Genomic DNA, 22,659 nt, shown 5'->3' on the forward strand with positions numbered 1-22,659 from the left:
TCGAAATGGTGTGGAAAAGCTATCGACACGACCGTGTACTACCTTTGCTTCGTTTTGGACGTCAGTTCCCGATGTGGCCTACTTCGTTCAGCAATAGTGAATACTATCTATGAATACGTAACGTTCAGCTCGATCACGTTCACAGCTTCGAGCACTCGGCTCGGTAGCTCGTCAGTGAAACGCTCGTCTTGGATTCGGTTCGAGGGTCCGGAGACACTTATCGCACCGAGCACTCGATTCTTGTTGCTGAGAATCGGCGCTGCAACACACCGGAGACCGGTGATTCGTTCCCCGTCGTCGAATGCAACTCCTCGTTCGCGTATCTCAGCGAGTTCCTTGTCGAGGGTTTCTCGATCTGTGATGGTGTTCGAGGTCGAACCGACGAGACCGTGTCTCTCGATGATTTCCTCAACTCGCTCCTCCGAAAGATGAGCGAGAATCGCTTTTCCGAGCCCAGTTCCGTGAAGGGGTACCCGTGTTCCGACGTGAGCTTCGACTTGAACCGCCTTCTTGCCGCGAGCTCGGTGGAGGTATGCCCCCCGTCCGTGTTCTTCGATCATCAAGTTCGCGAGTTCACCTGTGGTCGCTGCTAGGTCATCAACCTCCGGTTTGGCGATTCCGTAGATCTCCAACTGTGATCTGGCGTACGCGCCGTATTCGAGTGGCCTAATACCGACGTAATAGGTCGATCCGTCTTTCACGACGTACTCTTCCTGAACGAGCGTGCTCAGATAGTTGTGAACCGTGCTCTTCGGAATATCGAGATAGGTGGCGAGTTCCGAGACCCCGGCACCGTCGAGTTCCTTGAGCGCATCCAGGATATTGAACCCGGTTTCGACCGACTTCACCGCGTGCTTTGCTCGCTTGGTCATAGTGATCATGACGCACCCATCTATCTTGAAAGGTTCGCTTGGTTGCGCCGATTGAGTTCCAAATGACTGAACACTCCAATCCTCTCTTCGTTACATACTCGTGACTCTCTCAGACCCGACGAACGGTGTTGGTGAGCGTTCCGATGTTTTCGATGGTGATCTCGATCTCATCCTCAGGATGGAGGGTGAACTCCTCGTCCGGAACGAGTGCCGTCCCCGTAAGCAGAACGGCTGTTTCCGGGACAGGGTTGCTTTTCGTGAGAGCCGATGCGAGTTCGTCACAGGTCTTCACCATCTCAGAGGTGGCGGTCGTTCCTTCGAAGACCGGTTCGCCTCCTCGGGAGATGGTCATCTCGATTGCCAGGTCGTGAGGATCACCGACCGTATCCGGGGTAACGACGCACGGACCGATCGCGCAACAACGGTCGTACACTTTGGCCTGGGGAAGATAGAGCGGATTCCGGCCTTCGATCGATCGACTGCTCACGTCGTTACCGACTGTGTATCCCACGATGGAACCGTCGTAGAGGACGACGGCGAGCTCCGGTTCCGGAACGTCCCACTCAGAGTCGCTCCGTATGCCGACGTCCTTTTCGGGCCCCACCGTGCGCGACGGGGTCGCCTTGAGAAATATTTCCGGACGATCGTTGCCGTAGACCTGACTGTAGACGTCCGGGTTCCCACTTTCGGCTTGGCGCGCCTTCTCACTGATGTGGTAGGTCACGCCCGCTGCCCAGACCTCTTCGGCCACGACCGGCATCCGGTGGTGGCTCGTCGACTCGGAACTAACGGGCGGTGCGTTGGCGATCACGGCATCCACGATATCGTTGATGTCTCGGTCCACTACTGCTGCGGTTCGAGCGAGATCCATGAAGCCGGTTATCTCGGGACGGGCAGCTGTCAGGTCGTATTCGGCTCCGTCCGTTCGAACTACCAGGCGCGAATCACAGCCATCCGCTACTCTGTAGTATCGCATACGTCCTGGCTAACTCATCGGAGGACGTATAATTGTATCGCAAACCGTGATGGATCGGCAACGTATCCCGACGAACGTGGCACCGTCGGGTTGCTACTTCCGATATCAGTACTCAATATCCCGACTATAGGCTCTGATTCGTTGGTGGACTGTTTCAGCCGCCGACGAGGACACGACGGAAGATCATAAGTAGGAGGGTGTCTACTACCTGGACGCATGTCGACCGAGTACGACAATTTCGTGGGCGGAGAGTGGCTTCCGTCCGACGACGGCGAGACGTTCACGGTACGCAACCCGGCGGCCACCGACGAGATCGTGAGCCGCTACCAGCGCTCGACGGAGGAGGATGTCGACGCGGCCGTGGCCGCGGCGGCAGCCGCCCAGCCCGACTGGGCCGCCATGCCGGGTCCCGAACGCGGCGCGATCCTCCGCCGAACCGGCGAGTTGCTCGCCGAGCGCAAGCAATCGCTCGTCACCACCCTCACCACCGAGGAAGGGAAGACCACCGCCGAGGCCACCCCCGAGGTCCAGCGCGCGATCGACATCTTCCACTACTACGCCGAGAAGGCCCGCGACTTCGACGGCACGGTGAAGGCCGCCAGCGGCCGAGACAAGACCCTCCACACCCGCAAGGAGCCCATGGGTGTCGCCGCGCTCGTCACACCGTGGAACTACCCGATCGCCATCCCCGCCTGGAAGCTCGCGCCCGCTCTCGCCACCGGCAACGCCGTCGTCATCAAGCCCGCCTCCGAGGCCCCCAGCCTCGTCCGCGCGATCGTCGACTGTCTCGACGAGGCGGGCCTCCCCGCCGGCGTCGTCAACTTCCTCACCGGCTCGGGCAGCGAGATCGGCGGACCGCTCGTCTCCCACGACGACGTTGATGTGGTCTCCTTTACGGGGAGCACCCGGGTCGGCACTACCGTCTACGAGCAAAGCGTCGCCGACGGCAAACGTGCCCAGTGCGAAATGGGCGGGAAAAACCCCGCCGTGGTGCTTCCCAGCGCCGACATCGACGAGGCGGTCGAGGTGGTCGGCGCGGGCGCGTTCGGCGTCACCGGCCAGGCCTGTACCGCGACCTCGCGCGCGATCGTCCACGAAGAGGTCTACGAGGAGTTCGTCGCGGGGATCGTCGACCACGCCCAGGAGATCACGGTCGGTGACGGCCTCGACGGGGCGGACATGGGTCCACAGGTCAGCGAGAGCGAACTCGACGGCACGCTCCAGTACATCAACATTGCTCAAGACGAGGGTGCACGTCTCGCGGCCGGTGGCTCCCGCCTCGACGAGGGCGATCACGCCGACGGCCACTACGTCGAACCGACCGTCTTCGCCGACGTCGAGACCGGCATGCGGATCGCCCAGGAGGAGGTGTTCGGGCCGGTGCTCGCGGTCATCCCCGTAAGTGACTTCGATGAGGCCGTCAGCGTGGCCAACGACAGCGAGTACGGCCTCTCGGCGAGCGTCCTCACCGACAGTCTCAGCGAGGCCGAACGCTTCTCCAGGCAGATCGAAACCGGCGTGGTGAAAGTCAACGAGAAGACTACCGGCCTGGAGCTGCATGTCCCGTTCGGCGGGGTCAAACAGTCCTCGACCAACACCTACCGCGAACAGGGTGATGCCGGCCTCGAGTTCTTCACTACCACCAAAACCATCTATACCAACTTCTGAAAACGGTTGTCTGAGGGGATCGATAGCGGGAGCACCGACATCTCGGTGTTTTCCGTGGACGCTCTGCCGATCTCGGTGACAACGATCGGTTTCTGTGAACAAGGTTGTCGTCGAACCGAGGGCAAAGACTAAGCTGGTGGTGCTGCATCGATACTGCATGCGCCCGTCATTAGTTCTCCCACCGAATCGTGACGAACGCTGGGATCTTGCGAAACAGATCGGCGTCGAGACCGCTGTGGTCCACACGCTCGAAATCGGAGATAGGTCGCGCCCTTGGCGCTACACCGAACTCCTTGACCTCGTCCAGAACTTTCGGGAGTACGGGATCGAGGTCGGGGCGATTGAGGGATGCGTCCCCATTTCCGACACTACCCGCCTCGGTCGCGAAGGCAGAGACGAAGAAATCGAGCGATTCAAACAGTATCTCCGGAACCTCGGCGAGCTGAATGTACCCGTCGTCGCCTATGACTGGATGGCAGGGACGCGCTGGGCACGTACTTCCACTGCGGTTCTCTCTCGGGGCGATTCGTTGACCACGGCCTACGACGACCAGTTGATGACGAGTGCACCCCCACAGGAGCTCGCCCCTGTTGCCGCCGAAGAGCTCTGGGAGGGTCTGAAGCACTTCCTGAACGAAGTTGTTCCGATCGCAGAGGAGGCTGGTGTGAAGCTGGCGCTCCATCCCGACGACCCACCTATTGATCGTCTCCGAGGTGTCGATCGGATCGTGACGTCACCCGACAACTACGGACGAATCATGGAGATATACGAGAGCGAATACAACGGCATTACGTTCTGTCAGGGAAACTTCGCCGCGATGGGTGCCGACATCCCCGCGGCGATCAAACGGTTCGACGACCGGATCAATTTCGTTCACTTCCGGGACGTCCACGGAACAGCCGACCGGTTCGTGGAGACCTGGCACGACGACGGACCGACGGACATGCACGCCTGTATCGAGGCGTATCGTGAGATCGGGTTTGAGGGACCGGTTCGGCCGGACCACGTACCGACAATGGCCGGAGAGACGAACAGCAATCCGATGTACATGACGCTCGGGCGCCTCTTCGCTATCGGGTATCTGAAAGGATTGCTTGAATCGACGGACGGGTAGCCGGACGCCAGGCTCCTTCCTACCGGAAACTCCGAGGGCCGATCCATCTATTATTTCACCGCCTATCGGCTTTCATCGACACACAAGATATAAGTGAGGTCCCGTAAACGTGTCTTGTGTAGGCAGACAACATGGAAACATTCGAAACCAACGACGATCACGTGATTGTGAGACTCGATTCCGGGGACATGGCGCTTGAATCGATCACCGAAGCCTGCGAGGAGCACGATATCGACACCGGTGCTATCGTCTCCGGCATCGGAACATTCAGAAATCTGAATATCCATTACGTACCGACGGCAGAGTTCCCCGACGAAAAGTCCGAACGAAACACCTTCCTCAATCTGGAGGGTGCGTGGGAGGTCGGCACTATCGACGGCGCGATCGCCGATGGGGACCCTCACCTCCACGTCATTGCGTACAACGGTGACGAAACGGTGGCCGGTCATCTTGAGGATGGATGCGAGGTCCACATTCTTAGTGAACTGACCATCCGGAAGTTCGACGGGCCGGAGATGACCCGTCGACCCAATGAGAAGAACGTCGGTACGTTGCAGTTGAAGTAAGGCGGTATCAGTCGAAGGATCCGTAATTTATGACCGAATTTCCGGAAATCACAGTAGCAGGGAAAACGGCAGTTGTCGTCGGTGGGACGAGCGGCATCGGTGAGGGAATCGCGTTGGCGTTCGCCGACGATGGGGCCGACGTGGTCGCGACCAGCCGAACCGAAGCCGCCGTGGCCGACACCGCCGAGAAGATCAGAGGATACGGCGTAGAGACCCTCGAACAGACGTGCGACGTCACCGACTATTCCTCGATCGAAGCACTGCGTGACAGCGTTCTTGAGACGTTCGGACAGGTCGACATCCTGGTCAATTCGGTTGGGACCGCCGCTCGGACGGAGTTTCTCGATCTGAGCGAGGAAGGATGGCTCGACGTGATCGACGTACTGCTCAACGGTGTGTTCCGTTCGTGTCAAGCGTTCGCTCGGGAGATGGACGAAGGGAGCATCATCAACATCTCGTCGATGTCGGCCGATCTGGCGCGGAGTCGTCTGATGCCGTACTGTGCCGCCAAAGCCGGCGTGAACAGTCTGACCCAGTGTGCAGCGAAGGAGCTGGCACCTGACGTGCGGGTGAACGCGATCGCTCCCGGATTCGTAATGACTCCGTTGACCAAGGAGGAGTACGCTGAGGGAACTGAGATACGAAAGCAAGTCGACGACCGAACACCGGTCGGACGGGTTGCCGACCGCGAGGAGATTGTAGGTTCCGCGATCTATCTCGGCAGCGAGGCCGCGAGTTTCACCACCGGCGAGGTAGTGTACGTTGACGGCGGCTTCACGAAAAACGCGTTGTGATCAGTCGCGTGGGGAGGGCGATTCCACGACGTACTCCTCCGCGATCGTTTCCAGTTTCCGGAAGACGTTCGGATCGACCGGTACGCCTGTTTCGAGGTTCTCTTCCATAGCGCGTGCTTCGATCTCGCCAGGAAGCAGCACTTCAGGAACCCCCTCGTCGGAGGGCATGTTTTTGATGTCTTCGATCAGCCGATCGACATCAGCGATGAACTCACCGACGGTCCGAAGCGTGGCGACATCAATGGAGAGATAAAAGTGACCGACTCCCATCGATGTCTCGAACTCGTCGTAAAGTGAACTAACCTCGACGCTGTGGTTTGCGCCGGAGAGGAGCCCAGCAAGGAGTTCGACGACGACACCGAGGCCGTATCCTTTGGCCCCGCCGAGCGGCCGTAGTGCATTGATTTTCTCGGGATCGGTCGTTGGCTCTCCTTGGTCATCCACTCCCCAGTTTTCCGGAACCTGTTCTCCCTTCTCCGCCGCGACGTGATCGATCTTCCCCATCGCGACGACACTAGTGGCCATGTCGAGTGTGATCGGGAACTCTTGAGAAGACGGCACCGACACCGCGATGGGGTTCGTGCCGAGGTACGGCTCCCGCCCTCCGAACGGGATCACCTCCGCGGGAACGTTCGTCATCGCCATCCCGATACAGTCCTCGTCGGCTGCCATTTCCGTGTAGTACGCTGCCGTGCCGAAGTGGTTGCTGTTCCGTACCACCCCGACTGCTACCCCAGTTCGCTTCGACATGGAGATCAACCGCTCCATCGTTCGCTTTCCCGCACTTTGACCGGGACCGTTGTCGGCATCGACGACCAGCGCACCTTCTGACCGTTCGTCGATGTCGATTTCCGGATCGCTGTTGAACCCGCCTGCATCCAAGTGAGCGACATACGGTTCAAGCCGCGCAACGCCGTGGGAACTGACACCCCGCAAGTCGGCCCTGACGAGTGCTTCTGCAACGATGTCATGGTGTGGCGCTGTAAGGCCGGCGTTGCGGAGGATCGCTGCTGCGAACGATTCTAACGATTCCGGGTCGAAACGAAGCGTCTCTGTCTGCGACATCGGTACTCACCTCTTTACAGAAGTGCTCTTAAAAAAGTGTTTTGTAGCCCTTCCAACGTTTACCTTGGCACGGCGTTGACGGTATCTCTGCCTGCTAATCCATAGAACATGGAGCAAGGGTAGGTGACAATTGTTTGTGTCATGAAAATGATTAATACTTCGAAGAACCGTCCTCACGATGAGGGGTACTTATCTCGACATCGCGTCGCATCCGTGAATGGATTCGAGCCAATAATCGGTACTCCAACCATTCCTCTTGCACGCTGCATCGAACAGTGATCGGTGTAGAGCATCAGTAGGGACAGATATATATAATAGAAGCATGCATTGGTAATCGAAGTCATGCCAAACCGAGAAACCAGCGGTTCGAACCACGGTTCCATCCGTCGTCGAAAATTCCTCGCGAAAGGTACAGCAGTCGCTAGTGCGGCGCTTTTGGCTGGTTGTAGTGGTGGCGACGGTGGCGGTGATGGTGGCTCGAACAATGCAAGTGGGGGCGGTGGTGCGACTAATGACAGCTCAGACACGAGCAATAGCACCGGGGGCGGCGGTGCTACTGGGAACGCCTCCAACGCAAGCAACGCGAGCGGAGGCGGTGGTGGTAGTAGCGACTACAGCGGCCTCACTATCCAATATTGGAACAGGTTCCACAACAATTCTGGAGAGGCAAATAACGCTATAAGGCAGGCAATCGGTAGGTTCGAAGAAGAAACAGGGGCGACTGTTAACGTCCAGTATTCTTCGGGTGAGCCCGGTCAGCGATGGCTTACCCTTGCAAGGGAGGGGAATCGACCCCATATAATGGATCAGGTCGCTGGACAGGTTGGACCATTTGTTGAGTTAGAGATCATAAAGCCGTTTTCGGACTACAGCAGTCTGTTTAGCGACGATTTGATTGAGCAGACATCGTGGTTCATGGATAACGTTGGAAGCCAGACCTACAGCGGGTTTGGCGGAAACGCCTACGAATTCAAGTTCAGCACCGAGTCGCCGAGGCTATTTCTAGCGCGTCGAGATCACATCGAAGAAGCAGGTCTTGACCCTGAACAGGACTTCCCACCAACAAGCTTCCAAGAGAGCATCGAACTGGGACAGACTCTCCAAGAAGACGGCCCTGGCGACTTCGGCTTCCAGATCTACGGTACGGATAGCGACGTCACAGACACATGTACTGAAGATTGGCCCATCGCACGAGGCGGTAGCGCTGGGAAGTTCCTCAATGAGGATTGGAGTGATACAAAGATCGATAATGATGCCTTCAAGACGTCATACGAGAATTTCGTATCGATTTTGACCGAACACGAACTCTCAAGCCCAGGGACCGTGTCGATGTCTGATGAAGATGCGACACAAGCACTCATCCGTGGCGATGCAAGCATGACCCAGGTTCCGTCAGCTACCTATGCAGACCTACTTTCGAATGCGGAACAGCAGGTGATGAACGGTAACTTCGTCTTCGGTCCTGCTTGGCGGGGTGACTCTGGTGCTAGGGGGATGAGTGGTGGTGACGGGATCACCTTCGTGAATCCGCCTGACGGAGCGAATCAAGACGAGTGGCAGCGGGCACAGGAAGCCGCAGCAGATCTCTTGGAGAATTACTTGTACTTCTCTGACGACTTCCAAGCTCGAATGTTCAGCACCATTGGTGGTGGACCGATTCGGGAAGACGTCGGTCCGGAGGATATCAAAGGTGCCGTTGAGGACCCCACAGGATATAACCAAACCAACATAATTGATGCGTTCAACACCTGCCTTCAGGATCAAGACCAGTACTTCCTCCAGGCAGCGGCACCGATGTTCGGGCAGATCCAGTACGAAATCATGCCGGGATACATCCAGCAAGCGTTGCAGGGACAGATGAGTGCCTCCGAGGCTCTGGATCAGGCGGCACAAGAAGCACGAAATCAGTTCTTCAACTAAGATACTTCTCAAACTCAAACGAAAATGCTAGATATACACGCGAATCTATCCGACGCGAGGCAACGAATGCGTGGTGTAAAGCAAGCGGCACGGCGGGACTGGATGACATACATCATGTTGGTTCCTGTCCTCTTAGTGATGGGAACACTCGTTTGGGGGTCACTAGTCAATGGTATCTGGATGACCTTTCACCAGTGGGACTTCCTCGGAGAGAGCCAATGGGTTGGGTTGGACAACTACCGATACGTTCTCGGATGGGATACGTTCTGGACATCACTACGAGCCACTGTCATCTTCGGACTGGTGACGTTCTCACAACTTCTGATTGCGATAATTGCAGCCGTTACCGTGAGTCATGTGCGATTTCGGAACGTCATCAGGACCCTCTTCGTCATCCCATACGCGATTCCTGGTCTCGTGTCAGGGACGATGTGGGTCTATATTCTTGATCCTCAGCTGGGACCGATATTCCCCGTTTTGATCGATTACGGCATACTAGAAGAGACGATCTACTGGGGAACGAACGGTGGTACTGCGATGGCGGTTATCATGTTCGCCTCTACTTGGGCCTACTGGCCACTTGCCTTCATCATAATCACTGCATCTCTGGAAGGAATTCCGGAAGCACACTACGAACTCGCTAGAGTGTATGGGGCGAGCAAAATCCAGACTTTCTTCCATGTCACTCTCCCACAGCTGAAAGGTGCAATCTTGGTTGCGATCAGTCTTCGAACGATTTACAACCTCACCAAAGTCAGCCAACCGCTTCAGATCACTGGAGGCGGGCCAGGCTTTGACACCTCAATCTTGGGGATCTTAGTATACCGGTTTACCCAGGGAACTCGACGTTACGGTCTCGCGATGACCGTGGGTGTGATCCTGGTCGTTCTGACGTTGATCGTGGTACTACCCTACATCAGGTCGTTTGAACGAGATGCGGATACCGGAGGAATGGCATGAGACTCAGCGTCGACATTTTCGGCGGAGAACGATGGAGTATGGAGGACACAGTTTTTCAAGCGGCAGTTTACCTAGTGACTGTTGCACTGTTGCTCCTCGTACTCGTTCCGGTGTTGATTGTCATTTCCGTTTCGTTCACTCCTGCTTCGGGGCTGTTCGACAATCCTGCAGTCTGGCTCCCGGAAACCATCACTCTGCGCTGGTGGACCTCCGGTTTCGCAGCACTACAAGAGGGGCTCGTGCACAGCGTTGTCATCTCAGTAGGAACGGCTCTCATCGCGATGGCAGTTACCATCCCCGGTGCGTACGTCTTCGGTCGCAAGGAGTTCTGGGGCAAACAGTTCGTCTTCTACGCTATCGTTTTGTCGCTGTTATTCCCGACTGTTGTTCTTGTCGTCCCAGTCACAACCCGATGGCTTGAGTGGGGTCTCTACAATTCGTACGTGGGCCTGTGGATCGCATTCCAGATTTTCATCACTCCCTTCGCGATCTGGATTCTCCGGGACTACTTCAGTAGTCTCCCCGAAAACCTCGAGGAGGCAGCACAGGTGTACGGCTGTACGGAGTTCGGTGCGTTCGTACGGGTCATCCTGCCAATCGCGAGGCCAGCGTTGATCGCAGTCGGCTTTCTGGCCTTCTTGAACGGATGGAACGAGTTCCTTTTCGCGAATCTTCTCACCACAAGTGACGGTGTCCAACCTGCAATCGTAGAACTGTATTCGACCCTGCATGGCGGACAGGGAGAGAGTATCGCTTGGGGGAGGCTGATGGCACAGTCGCTCATAATCGCTACCCCACCAGTGATCCTCTACTTCTTCTCTCAGCGAAGCCTCGGTGGTGTCTTCGGGTAACAGTAGTTCTTTTCTGCCACTACTGATGTTTCATCGGCTGCCGGTCTAATCATAGCTGATCGGCAGTTTCCATCGGGTTCTGTAGCGGTCACAACTGCAGCGCAGGGCGGTAGAGGGTGGTTGGATGGGTATGAAGTTCCGCTACCATCCAGACACCGGTCTTACGGCTGTGAACCCCGAAACCTCAGCGGTTGACCTTCTCACGGGTTACTCCTTCCCGCGGTCGAAGGTAACACTATCGACCTCGAGACCGTCTGGCCGAATCGTGACGTGGGCCGCTGTTGGAGAAACCGATCGAGGCTGTCACTGACGAGACCCTTGTCACCTACTCCGACAACTACATTCTCGCACAGTTCCACACTATCACCGCTACAATCCTCGAAGGAACTGTCGATGATCTCCTCGCCCAATAGGCTACGATGATCCTCGGCCTACGGCAGCCGAGGATCTTCTGCCTCAACTTCGTCGACAACCGCTACCACGGCCATCCCTACAGGGAACTCGCCGAGCTCTGCTCGACGATACCTCGCGATGGCACTTGGTCGTGCCATCGCCACTGTACACGTTCGTGTTGGTTCACCCGAAGTCGCGATCCGGCGTTTCAAGAGACGGCTCCGACGATCGTTCCGGTCGTCCGCCACGGCGAACGTCTTGCCACGACACTGAAGACGAATATTTCCTACTGGAGCGACTCCCGGAGCACTGACCGGCGTGAGTGCTGCTTAAATAGCTGCCTCCAGTCTAGTTCTGACTACCAATCGCAATAACCCGTGTCTAAAACCTCTTGCTACGCCGACGCGACGAGAACTACCGATGGTCAGTCAAAAGGTTTAATTGCTCTCTCCTACGACTTTCCAAGGACCATGGCAAAGAGTGTCGAAGGTGCCGCTAACGCAGAGCAGAACAAATCCAACCGGGGAACGGAGGGATTGTCGGAACCTGTTATCAGGGTGGAGAACGTACGAAAAACGTTCGGTGGTGGCGAGATCGTCGCCTGCGACGATATTAACCTCGAGATCCAGAAAGAAGATTTCGTCGTCCTGCTTGGTCCGTCCGGCTGCGGAAAGACCACAACCCTGCGTTGTCTTTCCGGCTTGGAGAGACCGGACGAAGGACACATATTCATCGAAGGTGTGGACATGACGGGTGTTAAACCCAAAGACAGAGACCTGGCGTTCGTCTTCCAAAGCATTGCGCTCTTTCCACACAAGAGCGTGAGAGAGAACATACGGTTCGGTCTCGACATGTCCTCGGAGATGTCGAAGTCGGAGAAAAACGAAAGTGTCGAGGACATCGCCGAAATGCTCGGGATAGAGAACATGCTGGATCGAAAGCCCAGTGCCCTCTCGGGTGGACAGCAACAGCGTGTAAGTTTGGGGCGAGCGATGGTGATGGAACCCGCGGCCTTTCTCCTCGACGAACCCTTCTCGGCACTCGACGCGAACCTCCGCAAACAGATGCAGACCGAGGTCAAAGAGCTCCAACGCCGTCTCGAGACGCCGATGGTGTTCGTAACCCACGATCAGGAAGAGGCGATGGCCATCGGCGACAAGATCGTCGTAATGAACGATGGACACGTCCAACAAATCGGATCCCCGTATGCGGTGTTCAACGAACCCGCCAATCAGTTCGTGGCCGATTTCATCGGTTCGCCGTCGGCCAACCTGTTCGAGAGCCGACTACAACAGTCGTCCGATGGTCATACGTTGGAGAATGATCTCTTCTCCCTTCCTATCGATAGAGAGCTCGACAGTACTGCACAGAGTCTCGATACCGTTACGTTCGGAATCCGTCCACAGTACGTCAACGTCACCGATACCGGAGACGCGCTGTTCACGGGCGACGTCACTCTAGTTGAGCCCCAGGGTGATCGTGATACCGTTTACTTCGACGTGAATGGTCACGAACTTCGAACTGTTGTCCCACAGAATACCGTTACTGCCGAGCAGAACGAAGTGAACCTAGATATCGAACGGGACAAGTTCTGGATCTTTGACCGGGATGGAAAACGGCTGCTCTGAGTGTTGCGTCGGGACGTGACTCCGTGGATCGGTCTCGGCATTTCACAAAGCTCGCCAGCAGACTGTTTTTGAGATATAAATTGGTAGGAAAATTGACTACAAGCAATTACTGAAGAGAGTGATTAGACATCACGATTCTCAGACCTGTCACAGTCGGTGGCGAAACCCAGCCGACACGACAGTGTTGACACTCACCAAGCGGACGATTCCGGTCGATGGATTACCGCTCGAATCGATCGTTAAGTGGCTTGTTTGCGGCGGTGGTGCTCGCTGTATCATCCGGAAGGACTCGTCAAATCGCCACTACCAGAGGCGTCGCCGCACCGAGGCGCTCGGTTGAGATGGATACCGATATGGGGAAGGAAGATCTTGTCGTGATGGATTTCTTCGATGAATTGTGGCCCTGTACTTCTGCGGTTGAAGATGAAGGAGTAGCATGATCAGAGTTAACGGCATCAGCGTCTATCGGTTTTTAGCGTGTTGATATTCAGAAACTTGATTTCCCTTGGGACGATCTCCGTACAGGGCGTGAACCGTTCCAAATTACCACCCTGCTTAATCGCAGAAGTACAGGGACATAATCCTCTGGATTAATAGACGGTGTTTCTACAGTCTTCACAAAAATTCCTCGAAGTACCCATATTTTGGGCAGACAGCAACCATCCAATCATGTACCATTCATACTAGCTAAACTCTGTGATATGATGTGTAATTAATTCTAATCTTCTCAGATCAACGCAATGTCAACGCATTCACCTGTTCTTAGAATAGCTAGTTACAACGAACGTGGTGCTGTGAGTAATCGTTGCGGGAGTTCTGGGGGCTCTATTCACTGTTGGAGAGTCCTTCATCGTTTCAGGTTAACCATTGAGTCCGTTGATGGTGTCCAACCGACAGAAAATAGGCTGTTGTTAAGACTGGCCTACTCCGTGGTTGGCACTGTTGAACGCGAGTTTCGGAGTGGAACCCGTTACTGATGGTGATCATCCGTTCATTTGATGATCGCTATCTATGGAGTTTCTGGCGACCAGGTCTGTCTCCTGATCAAGGCTGTCCAACTATATGGTGCCATTTCGTCACCTACCTATGGCCGAGCGAGCGTTTAAGAATCAAATGCCCGGGTTACAACGGTGTACCATGGTTCGTACGCGCCAAAACGATCGTTCCCTACCAAACGCCACCTGAGTTTTCACTTGCACGGATGCGGCTATACGATCTTTGCCTGTTATAATTAAAAACTCGCTAGATGTCGGGGTAACATCGAACAATTCGGTACTTGCATCTGTCTTGTGGCGGCATCCACGAAGACGATCATTTGGATCGTTGGTGGCTATCGTCCGGGTTAGAGCGCTTAATCGGCAACATCATCCGTCACTCTCCTGTAGTTTGTGTCGGTTGCGAGGACGGTGACCACGTGTCGGATTCAGACCGCCTCGACCCGCTCGAACAGATACGCACCGAGACCGACCATCACGACCGACGAGGCCACGAGCGCGCCGAAGTTTACGACGAGGGGATACGTCGACGTGCCGACCAGCGCCGCCCGGAGACCGTCGACGCCGTACGTCAGCGGATTGATGTACGCGAGCGGCTGGATCAGCTCGGGCAGCCCCTCGATGGGGACGATCGCACCCGACAGGACGAACAGCGGGAAGATGACGAACTGGACGATGAGCGAGAAGCCCTCGCTGTCGGAAAACTGTGACGCGAGTGCGATGCCGAAGCCGACGAACGTCACTGCGATCAACACGAGAAAGACCGCTGCGAGCGGTAGCGAGAGCCAGTCCGCGAGTTCGAACCCAAGCGGGATCGAGATCGCGAGGATGAGCACTGCTTGGACGATCGCCGTCGTCGACCCGCCGGCGATCCGCCCCAGCACGATCGAGGTGCGACTCACCGGCGCGACGAGGATCTCCTTCAAGAAGCCGACGTCCTGATCCGAGAGGATCGAGATCCCCGCGATCGAGGCTCCGAACAGCATCGTGAAGCCGACGATTCCCGGGACGAGATACTGGAGATACGCGACGCCCTCAGGGAGTCCGGGGATCGCCCCGCCACCGAGACCGAAGCCGAGGAGCACGAGGAACACCAACGGGAAGACGAGCGAGCCGATGATCTGTGAGGGCGTCCGCAGGAACCGCTTCACGTCCCGAAGCCAGAGCCCATAGACGCCGAGGGGATCGACTAGGCTCACTGTCTCGCCCTCGCGGTCCGCGAGGATTGCTCGTGCGACGCCGACTCCGTCGACGGTTCGTCGGCCTCGCGCTCGGTCAGCGTGCTGCCGGTGAGTGAGAGGAAGACGTTTTCGAGGCTCGGCTTCTCGAGATCGACGGACGTGATCGTCGTCTCCGTCTCGTCGGCAAGTCGGACGAGATCGACGACCCGGGTGCTGCCGTGTTCGAGCGTGATGGCGACCTCCTCGTCGGTCCGATCGCGCTCGCGCACCCACGGTCGGTCGTCGAGACGGTCGACGAACTCGTTTGCCGGCCCATTGAGCCCGAGCGTGACGACATCGCCGCCCAGCGAGTCCTTGAGTCCCTCGGGCGAATCGACTGCGACGATCTCGCCCTGATCCATGATCGCGACCCGTTCACACAGGAAGTCGGCCTCGTCCATGTAGTGAGTCGTAATGATGATCGTGACCCCCGATTCCTCGTTGAGTCGCTGGATGTACTCCCACGTGTCTCGACGGGTTCGGGCGTCCAATCCCGTGGTGGGTTCGTCGAGAAAGAGTACCTCGGGTTTGTGCATCAGCCCACGGCCGATTTCGAGGCGGCGCTGCATCCCGCCGGAGTAGCTCGCAACCTTGTTGTCTGCCTCGTCGGCGAGGTCGACGAGTTCGAGCACCTCGGGGATGCGCTCCTCGCGCTCTGCCTTTCGCTTGCTGTACATCCGGGCGTGAAAGGCGAGGTTTTCTGCGCCCGTCAGCTCCTCATCGACTGCAGGCTCCTGGAAGACGATCCCGAGACTGTCGCGGACGTCTCCGGTTTCGTCGCGGATGTCGTGACCGTTGACCCATGCGGTCCCCGCAGTCGGTCCCAACAGCGTCACCAGCATGTTGATCAGCGTCGACTTCCCCGCACCGTTCGGGCCGAGAAGCCCGAAAACTTCGCCCTGTTCGACCGCGAACGACAGCTCGTCCACCGCGGTAACCGTGTCGAACTCCTTGGTTAGGCCGTCTACTTGGATTGCATCCATCGAATCGTCCTCACACTAACTGAACGGTCAGTCTATGTAAGTCTGTTGCGTCAAAGTTCGATAACGATGCACACAGCTGTGGATTCGATGACCGAGCCGAAAGACTGAAACTTGACTAAACGTATAGTCAGATATGGCCCAGTCACTCTCGAAGAAGCGCCCGTGGCTTGCCGCGCTCCTCGCCGTTTTTGCGACGGGAGCGGGGCACGTGTATCTTCGTCGATGGCTCCGGGCGTTCGGCTGGCTCGGGGTCGCGGGGCTCACCAGCTACCTGTTTGTGCCGACATCGGCGCTCGAAGCGTTCGTTGCCGGTGGCCAGGTCGCCTGGCTCGACCTCCTCCCACTGCTCGTGGTGACGACCCTCAGCGCACTCGACGCGTACCAGCTCGCGGTCGTCAACAACTACTTCCACCGCGTTCGCACTCACGGCGGGGACGGTCCGATGGCGTGTCCGTCGTGCGGTCGGCCGATCGACGACGCCGACCTCGAGTTCTGTCAGTGGTGTGCGTCCCCGCTCGTCGGCGAGGGGTCGTGAAAACGATAGCCTTTTGATTCTGATTGAACATTCAGTCTATATGAGCAGTGACGCAGACGATCGGACCGGCACTCAGGCGGCGATCATGGAGGCAACCTACCGGGCGCTCTGTGATCACGGGTACGCCGACCTCACGATCCAGGCGATCGCGGACGAGTTCGCAAAGAGCAAATCGCTGTTGTACTACCACTACGACACCAAAGACGAGATCCTCGTCGAGTTCCTGTCGTACATGCTCGATCAGTTCACCGTCGAGGACGCGATCGATACGACCGACAGCCCCGATGACCAGTTATGGTCGCTGATCGACAACTTCCTGCCGGCATCGCCCGATCCGGAACAGCACGAGTTCCAGGTCGCGCTGCTCGAACTGCGTTCTCAGGCGCTCTCGAACGAGGCCTACCGCGAGCAGTTCACTCGCGCCGATCGTCTCATAAAGGACACGCTCGCGGACGTTCTCACGGCCGGCATCGACGACGGCACCTTCCGGGATGTCGATGTCGAGCCGACGGTATCGTTGCTTGCCTCGACGATCGACGGTGCGATGTTGCGGCGTGCGACCATCACCGGCAACAGTACGGCCGCGACCCGGGAGGCGCTGGCACAGTTCATCGAGATACAGCTTCTCGCCGAGGAGTGAGCGGCAACTATCGCACAGCCATCGCCGACCGTCGCTAGGTGGGGTGGCTGTCACCTCACGACACTTACGGCCGTTGCCAGCGGCCGGCACGCCACTCCCAGAGGAGTTCGAACCCGATCCATCCGAGCCCCCAGACGAGAACGACCGTCGACACGATCGCCGTCGTGGCGAGAATCCCTAGCGACCACGTGAGCGACACCAGTAGCGGGTAGAGCAGCGCCGCGAGGACGACCGCGAAGACGAGACTCCCGACCGCACATGCGTAGTGTTCGAGCGGTTGAATGCCTTCTGTCCCGTCTTTCCCGTTCCCAGAAATGGATGACTGCTCCTTCTCGCTTGTTCCATGTGGCGTGTACACACCCAACACCAAGTTGATGGTACGTTGTTGATGGTTGTTAACGGTTCCGGCGGTGGGTGATGGAACGGCTGGCTACCGAACGATCGTGAGGACGAAAAAATAACAATAGGCTGACGATATATTCGGGTGTTCGTAGTGCGTAGCGGCAAGCGTGAGATGTGCCACGGCCGCAATTCAGACGAACTGACGAAATACTACGGCGACACTCGCGGTATCGAGGACCTCACGCTCGACGTGTGCGAGGGCGAGGTGTTCGGATCTCTCGGCTCGAACGGCGCGGGAAAGTCGACCACCATCCGGACGCTGATGGAAGTTTTAGTCGCCGACCGGTGGGAGCATCACCATGTGGGGCCACGACATCACCGACCGGGCGCACGACTGAGCCATTGGCGAGGTCACGGCGACGGCGTCACATCGCCGAGCGGACCGGCGGCCGATACTCCGCGAACACCTCAACGAGCACTTTGAGCAGGCCGAGGACAACCGGCCCGAAGAACAGCCCCATGAAGCCGAACACCGCGAGACCGCCGAAGAGGCCGAGGACGAACAGGCCGGGGTTGAGTCGTGCCTCGCGCCCACCGATCATCGGCCGAAGGTAGTTGTCAGAGAGACTCACGACGAGCGCACCGTAGCCGAACAGTGCCACCGCGATCACCGGCCGATCGACCAGCACGAGATAGCCAGCAGCAGGGATCCAGACGACCGACGCGCCGATGATCGGCAACAGCGCCAGCACAGTGGTCGCGATCGTCCAGAAGATCGCGTTCGGTACCCCGAGGACCGCGAACCCGATGCCGACGAGCACGCCCTGGACGACGGCGACGAGGATGTTGCCGAACACGACCGCCCACATCAGCCGATCGCTTCGCTCGTAGAGCCGGTCGATCGTCGTCTCTCTGACCGGCGAAACGGCCCGGAGCCACGCGGCGAGTGCCGGTCCATCGACGAGCAGGTAGTAGAGCACGAACAGCAGCACGGTGATACCGATCGCGATATCCGAGAGACTGCCGATGACGCTCACCAGGTTAGCGAGCACCTGGGTGAGGTTACCGAAGAGCGCCGTGGCGCTGTCCCCGCCGGAACCACCGAACACCGCGGACGCGTCGAAACCGGAACTGGACAGGATGCGCTCGATGTCCATGGGCACACCGGTTTGCTCGCTCAATCGGCTCTCGATCGCCCCGACGCTGAACTCACCGCGCTCGATCGCAACGAGAATCGTCGAGGCCTGTCGGACGCCGACACCGATGAGCACCCCGAGCGGAACGATCACGGCGAGAAACGAGCCGACGATGAGCAGTCCTGCCGAACCCCGACTCCCGACGTACTCCCGGAGACGACACTGGAGCGGATAGAGCAGGTAGGCGAGCAGGATCGCGAGCAGCAGATACTGCTCGTAGGGCAGCACCATGAGCACGGCGACCGCGCCGAAGAGAGCGATCGCGGCGAGGAGCAGACTTCGTTCGATGGACATATCGCTGCGCACGCATGGCGCACTCATAAGCGCCGGTGCCGATTCACCGGCGATCGAACTATCGGCGAGCAGGGTCGACGGATCGGCGGCCGTATCGTTCCGATGATTCTCCACCGATCACTCTTCCGATCACACACCGTAGAATGGACCGACGGAGGAGGGTTGCTAACCAGGCCGAGGCCGTGCGGTGATGCCACGCAACGGTTGGTTTGTGCTCCCCCGACAGCGGGATGGAGCGACGACGCACTCCAACCCTGACTAAACGTTTCGTCAGGATAAGTCTTGCGCCGCGGTTCAGTCGCACGTCGGGTACGTTGCTGTCGGGCGGCTCGCGATGTCCACGACTCGGTGGTCCCCTCGGTTCGGTGGCGCAGGCAACACGCCTATGTGAATCGCCGTGGGACGTACGCCCGGACGCGACGGTTACGGGACGGTCGCCGTGCTGCGGGGGGAGCGGCGAACCGTCGGACGACGGAGATTTCGAGTCATGTCAGGTGCAAACCACGAACTCGCCATCGTTGGACTGGGCAAGATCGGCGGCAACCTCGCGCGCCAGGCCGTCGGGAAGGACATCCGAGTGGTCGGGTTCGACACCGCCGATCGACCCGACCTCGACGATGCTGGTGTCGAGGTCTACGACGCCGGCGAATACGACACGCTGGTTGAGGAACTCGACTCACCACGCGTGATCTACCTCTCGTTGCCCGCCGGTGGGCTGATCGATGACGAACTCGACGCTCTCCTCGATCATCTCGACGAGGGCGACGTCGTGATGGACGGCGGCAACTCCTTCTGGCGCGACTCGATGCGCCGCGAGGAGCGCGCGTGGGAGGAGGGGGTCTACTACCTCGATACGGGGACCAGCGGCGGGCCACCGCGCGCGAGCGAAGGGGCCTGTTTCATGGTCGGCGGCCGGGAGGAGGGGTTCGAAATCGCCGAGCCCTACCTCGACACGCTGTCGGTCGACGGCGGTCTCCTGCATGTGGGGCCGCCGGGGAGTGGGCACTTCGTGAAACTCGTCCACAACGGGATCGAGTTCGGCATGTTACAATCGATCGCCGAAGGCGTCGAACTCCTCGAAGCCGGTGACTTCGATGTCGACATGGCCGATGTGTTCCACAACTGGTCGAACGGCGCGGTCATCGAGAGCTGGCTGGTCGAACTCATGGAGAAGGGTCTCCGCCACGAGGACCAACAGTCCGACGCCCCCGACTTCGAGGAGATCCCCCACTACATCGAGGATACTGGCGAAGTGAACTGGCTGGTCCAGGAGGCGTTCAAAGGCGAGACGCCGATTCCCGTGATCAGCCAGTCAGTGATCGAGCTGTTCAAATCCCGTGGCAACCAGCGCCACGCTCCGCGTGCGGTCGCGCTGATGCGACACGGGTTCGGCGAACATCCTTTCGGCGAGGACGAACACATCAGGGAAGAACGGTTCACCGGTCGGGTCCAGAACGATGTCCGGCACGAGCTCCGCGATCAGGAGGACATGGACCCGCTTCGACCGGTCGACCGCTCCGACGACGGATAATCCGAGGACACCACCAATGGCAAAGGAGTTTACCTACACGGCCGACGGCGAAACGGTTCAGGAATGGGCGGAAACCGAGGACGAAGCGATCGAGCGAGCCTGCGAGGCGCTCGACGACCACGGGATCGATCTCGACGAGGAGGCGATCCGCGAGCACATCGAAGTGGTCCCGTCGCCGAACCGGATCAAAAGCGGCGCGGAGGGGGTCTTCGACGAGCGCCGCCGTCGGGCCGGCGAGCGCGCGGCCCAAGAGCTCATCGAGGACGGAATGGACGTCGGGCTCGGCACCGGGAGCACGACGGCGTGGACGGTCGCCGAGATCGGTCGGCTGCTCCGTGAGGGTGATTTGGAGGACGTCCGCGGCGTGGCGACCTCGCTCCAGTCACACGAACTCGCGAAGGAGGCCGACATCCCGCTCGTCACGCTCGACGCGGTCACCGAGCTCGACATCACGGTCGACGGCGCGGACCAGTACTCCGAGAACGAGCCCACCGTCATCAAGGGCGGCGGCGGCGCACACGCCCGCGAGAAGGTGATCGACGCGATGGCTGACGAGCTCGTCATCACCACCGACGAGGAGAAGGCGACCGATCCGCTCGACTACCCGGTCCCGGTCGAAGTGATGCCCGACGCCCGCGAGGTCGTCGCCGAATGGGTCCGCGAGGCCGGCGGCGAGCCCGACCTCCGGATGGCCGAACGCAAGGACGGGCCGGTGTTCACCGCGAACGGCAACCTCGTGCTCGACTGTGATTTCGGCGGGCTCGACGACGCTGCGGGCACGGCCCAAGAACTCGACGGAATCCCCGGCGTCCTCGACCACGGTATCTTCCTCGACATGGTCGATGCAGTCTATCTCGGGACTGACGAAGACGTCGACGTGCTGGAGTTCTGAGAGCGGGCGACCCTATCCCAGCCACCTCAGACCGTTACGACCGAATTCTCCAACCGTCCGACGTTCTCGATCTCGATCGCGACCTGATCGTCCGCTTGAAGAGTGAACTCCTCTGGCACAAGCGACGTCCCGGTGAGGACCACCGCCAGTTCGGGCAGGGTGTTGTGCCTGGTCGTGTACGAGACGAGTTCTTCCGGCGAGCGCACCATCTGTGAGGTTGAGGTGCTGTCGTCGAACAGCGTCTCGCCGTTGCGCTCGATCGTCATCGAGAGCTTCAGGTCCCGTGGATCGTCGACGGTCGCGGGCGACGCGATGCAGGGTCCGATGGCACAGCATCGGTCGTAGACTTTAGCCTGGGGGAGGTAGAGCGGGTTCTCGCCCTCGATCGATCGGCTACTCATGTCGTTGCCGACAGTGTAGCCCACGATCTCGTCGCGGTAGATCACGACGCCGAGTTCGGGTTCGGGCACGTCCCACTCAGAGTCCTCGCGGATCCCGACGCCCTCGCCCGGCCCTACGGTGCGGGAGGGAGACGCCTTGAAGAAGACTTCCGGGCGGTCGCCCTCGAAGACGGCCTGGTAGATCTCGCTGCGGCCGCTCTCCTCCTCGCGGGCGTCGCTGCTGACCTCGTAGGTGACGCCGGCGGCCCAAACCTCGCCCGGGATCGCCGGCAGGATCGCCTGCTCGGCCACCGACTCGGCGTCGAGCAGCGGCGCGTCAGCGGTCAGGCGCTCGGTCACGCCGTCGATGTCGGTGTCGATCACGCCCGCGACCTGGGCGAGATCGCAAAAATCACGGAGACCGTCACGCGCCGCGGTGAGATCGTAGGCCTTCCGGTCGTCGCGACCGACGAGCCTCGTGCCTTGGTCGGTCGCCACGCGGTAGTAGTGCATGCCAGCGGTACGACCTCCCTGCACAAAGCCGTCGGGGTCATCGACGCACGAACACCGCAGGCCTGAGATGGCAGGCCGAAAGAAGGGTATGTCTCGCGTCCCTTGATCTGGCGATGGCAGAGACCTACGAGAACTACGTCGACGGAGAGTGGCGCGCGTCGGAGACTGGCGAGACGTTCGCGGTGGTGAACCCCGCGAACACCGACGAGACGGTGGCGGAGTGTCAGGATTCGAGCGCCGCGGACGCACGGGGAGCCATCGAGGCGGCCGCGGCTGCCGAGGACGCGTGGGCGGACACACCCGGCCCTGTCTCTTATACACATCTCTGAGC

General features: G+C 58.9%; 22 protein-coding genes and 2 pseudogenes (1 of these 24 running past the window's edge). 16 read left to right on the top strand and 8 right to left on the bottom strand.

All coding sequences use genetic code 11. The annotated features are described in order from the left end of the window. Positions 1 to 107: 107 nt before the first annotated feature. Positions 108 to 872, bottom strand: coding sequence for an IclR family transcriptional regulator (locus C449_RS02725; RefSeq protein ID WP_049913846.1), 765 nt, complete (start codon positions 870 to 872; stop codon positions 108 to 110). 109 nt (positions 873 to 981) lie between these two features. Continuing rightward, the gene (locus C449_RS02730; RefSeq protein WP_049913847.1) at positions 982 to 1,848 is read right to left on the bottom strand and encodes a fumarylacetoacetate hydrolase family protein; all 867 of its coding nucleotides are present in this window, start codon (positions 1,846 to 1,848) and stop codon (positions 982 to 984) included. Positions 1,849 to 2,064: 216 nt separating this feature from the next. Here C449_RS02730 and xacF point away from each other — a divergent pair, with 216 nt between their 5' ends. The 4 genes from xacF to C449_RS02750 all read left to right on the top strand — a co-directional run bounded on the left by xacF (position 2,065) and on the right by C449_RS02750 (position 5,990). After that, complete coding sequence (gene xacF / locus C449_RS02735) at positions 2,065 to 3,516, top strand: 2,5-dioxovalerate dehydrogenase (protein WP_006076380.1); 1,452 nt, start codon at positions 2,065 to 2,067, stop codon at positions 3,514 to 3,516. Positions 3,517 to 3,673: 157 nt separating this feature from the next. Further along, the gene (locus tag C449_RS02740; RefSeq protein ID WP_049913848.1) at positions 3,674 to 4,630 is read left to right on the top strand and encodes a mannonate dehydratase; all 957 of its coding nucleotides are present in this window, start codon (positions 3,674 to 3,676) and stop codon (positions 4,628 to 4,630) included. Between the two features lie 131 nt (positions 4,631 to 4,761). Continuing rightward, entirely contained in the window at positions 4,762 to 5,196 is a 435-nt protein-coding gene (locus C449_RS02745) for a PPC domain-containing DNA-binding protein (RefSeq protein ID WP_006076382.1), read from the top strand. Positions 5,197 to 5,225: 29 nt separating this feature from the next. After that, the gene (locus C449_RS02750) at positions 5,226 to 5,990 is read left to right on the top strand and encodes an SDR family NAD(P)-dependent oxidoreductase (RefSeq protein WP_006076383.1); all 765 of its coding nucleotides are present in this window, start codon (positions 5,226 to 5,228) and stop codon (positions 5,988 to 5,990) included. Here C449_RS02750 and C449_RS02755 read toward each other — a convergent pair whose 3' ends face one another. Then, a complete protein-coding gene (locus C449_RS02755; RefSeq protein ID WP_049913849.1) occupies positions 5,991 to 7,055 on the bottom strand; it encodes an Ldh family oxidoreductase in 1,065 nt (354 codons plus the stop codon). It lies immediately after the preceding gene. A 342-nt stretch (positions 7,056 to 7,397) separates the two neighbouring features. On the opposite strand from C449_RS02755, the gene C449_RS02760 reads away from it, so the two are divergent. From C449_RS02760 to C449_RS17690, 6 genes are all read left to right on the top strand, one after another. Continuing rightward, positions 7,398 to 8,975: an ABC transporter substrate-binding protein gene (locus C449_RS02760; RefSeq protein ID WP_080504881.1), complete on the top strand. Its 1,578-nt coding sequence runs from the start codon at positions 7,398 to 7,400 to the stop codon at positions 8,973 to 8,975. A gap of 138 nt (positions 8,976 to 9,113) precedes the next feature. Further along, positions 9,114 to 9,935: a carbohydrate ABC transporter permease gene (locus C449_RS02765; RefSeq protein ID WP_161606433.1), complete on the top strand. Its 822-nt coding sequence runs from the start codon at positions 9,114 to 9,116 to the stop codon at positions 9,933 to 9,935. Then, a complete protein-coding gene (locus C449_RS02770) occupies positions 9,932 to 10,786 on the top strand; it encodes a carbohydrate ABC transporter permease (protein WP_006076387.1) in 855 nt (284 codons plus the stop codon). The genes C449_RS02765 and C449_RS02770 overlap by 4 nt, the downstream gene beginning before the upstream one ends. A 281-nt stretch (positions 10,787 to 11,067) precedes the next feature. Beyond that, on the top strand, positions 11,068 to 11,199 hold the full coding sequence (locus C449_RS18790) for a hypothetical protein (RefSeq protein ID WP_275039157.1): 132 nt from the start codon (positions 11,068 to 11,070) through the stop codon (positions 11,197 to 11,199). 450 nt (positions 11,200 to 11,649) lie between these two features. Further along, the gene (locus tag C449_RS02775) at positions 11,650 to 12,807 is read left to right on the top strand and encodes an ABC transporter ATP-binding protein (RefSeq protein ID WP_080504882.1); all 1,158 of its coding nucleotides are present in this window, start codon (positions 11,650 to 11,652) and stop codon (positions 12,805 to 12,807) included. A 215-nt stretch (positions 12,808 to 13,022) separates the two neighbouring features. After that, complete coding sequence (locus tag C449_RS17690; protein WP_152415640.1) at positions 13,023 to 13,247, top strand: hypothetical protein; 225 nt, start codon at positions 13,023 to 13,025, stop codon at positions 13,245 to 13,247. A gap of 983 nt (positions 13,248 to 14,230) precedes the next feature. On the opposite strand, the gene C449_RS02780 is transcribed toward C449_RS17690, so the two are convergent. After that, entirely contained in the window at positions 14,231 to 15,001 is a 771-nt protein-coding gene (locus C449_RS02780; RefSeq protein WP_006076389.1) for an ABC transporter permease, read from the bottom strand. Next, complete coding sequence (locus C449_RS02785; protein ID WP_006076390.1) at positions 14,998 to 16,005, bottom strand: daunorubicin resistance protein DrrA family ABC transporter ATP-binding protein; 1,008 nt, start codon at positions 16,003 to 16,005, stop codon at positions 14,998 to 15,000. The genes C449_RS02780 and C449_RS02785 overlap by 4 nt, the downstream gene beginning before the upstream one ends. A 133-nt stretch (positions 16,006 to 16,138) precedes the next feature. Here C449_RS02785 and C449_RS02790 point away from each other — a divergent pair, with 133 nt between their 5' ends. Together C449_RS02790 and C449_RS02795 are read left to right on the top strand one after the other, a co-directional pair. Continuing rightward, the gene (locus C449_RS02790; protein WP_006076391.1) at positions 16,139 to 16,540 is read left to right on the top strand and encodes a zinc ribbon domain-containing protein; all 402 of its coding nucleotides are present in this window, start codon (positions 16,139 to 16,141) and stop codon (positions 16,538 to 16,540) included. Positions 16,541 to 16,580: 40 nt separating this feature from the next. After that, positions 16,581 to 17,180, top strand: a complete 600-nt coding sequence (locus C449_RS02795; RefSeq protein ID WP_006076392.1) for a TetR/AcrR family transcriptional regulator — start codon at positions 16,581 to 16,583, stop codon at positions 17,178 to 17,180. A gap of 64 nt (positions 17,181 to 17,244) precedes the next feature. Here the strand turns inward: C449_RS02795 and C449_RS02800 are convergent, their stop codons facing one another. Next, on the bottom strand, positions 17,245 to 17,538 hold the full coding sequence (locus tag C449_RS02800; protein ID WP_006076393.1) for a hypothetical protein: 294 nt from the start codon (positions 17,536 to 17,538) through the stop codon (positions 17,245 to 17,247). A gap of 156 nt (positions 17,539 to 17,694) precedes the next feature. Here C449_RS02800 and C449_RS18940 point away from each other — a divergent pair. Further along, positions 17,695 to 17,911: pseudogene (locus C449_RS18940) on the top strand (ATP-binding cassette domain-containing protein); the annotation flags it as partial. 36 nt (positions 17,912 to 17,947) lie between these two features. On the opposite strand, the gene C449_RS02805 reads toward C449_RS18940, so the two are convergent. Then, on the bottom strand, positions 17,948 to 19,012 hold the full coding sequence (locus tag C449_RS02805) for an AI-2E family transporter (protein ID WP_049913857.1): 1,065 nt from the start codon (positions 19,010 to 19,012) through the stop codon (positions 17,948 to 17,950). 487 nt (positions 19,013 to 19,499) lie between these two features. Here C449_RS02805 and C449_RS02810 point away from each other — a divergent pair, with 487 nt between their 5' ends. Both C449_RS02810 and rpiA read left to right on the top strand, forming a co-directional pair. After that, the gene (locus tag C449_RS02810) at positions 19,500 to 20,543 is read left to right on the top strand and encodes an NADP-dependent phosphogluconate dehydrogenase (protein ID WP_006076395.1); all 1,044 of its coding nucleotides are present in this window, start codon (positions 19,500 to 19,502) and stop codon (positions 20,541 to 20,543) included. A 16-nt stretch (positions 20,544 to 20,559) separates the two neighbouring features. Beyond that, positions 20,560 to 21,435 (top strand): ribose-5-phosphate isomerase RpiA, encoded by an 876-nt coding sequence (gene rpiA / locus C449_RS02815; protein WP_006076396.1) that lies wholly within the window; start codon positions 20,560 to 20,562, stop codon positions 21,433 to 21,435. Between the two features lie 26 nt (positions 21,436 to 21,461). On the opposite strand, the gene C449_RS02820 is transcribed toward rpiA, so the two are convergent. Continuing rightward, the gene (locus tag C449_RS02820) at positions 21,462 to 22,328 is read right to left on the bottom strand and encodes a fumarylacetoacetate hydrolase family protein (RefSeq protein ID WP_006076397.1); all 867 of its coding nucleotides are present in this window, start codon (positions 22,326 to 22,328) and stop codon (positions 21,462 to 21,464) included. Positions 22,329 to 22,441: 113 nt separating this feature from the next. Here C449_RS02820 and C449_RS02825 point away from each other — a divergent pair. After that, positions 22,442 to 22,659 (top strand): annotated as a pseudogene (locus C449_RS02825) (aldehyde dehydrogenase family protein) (it continues 1,205 nt past the right edge of the window).

Origin of the sequence: Halococcus saccharolyticus DSM 5350, from assembly GCF_000336915.1 — an archaeon.
Taxonomy (GTDB): domain Archaea; phylum Halobacteriota; class Halobacteria; order Halobacteriales; family Halococcaceae; genus Halococcus; species Halococcus saccharolyticus.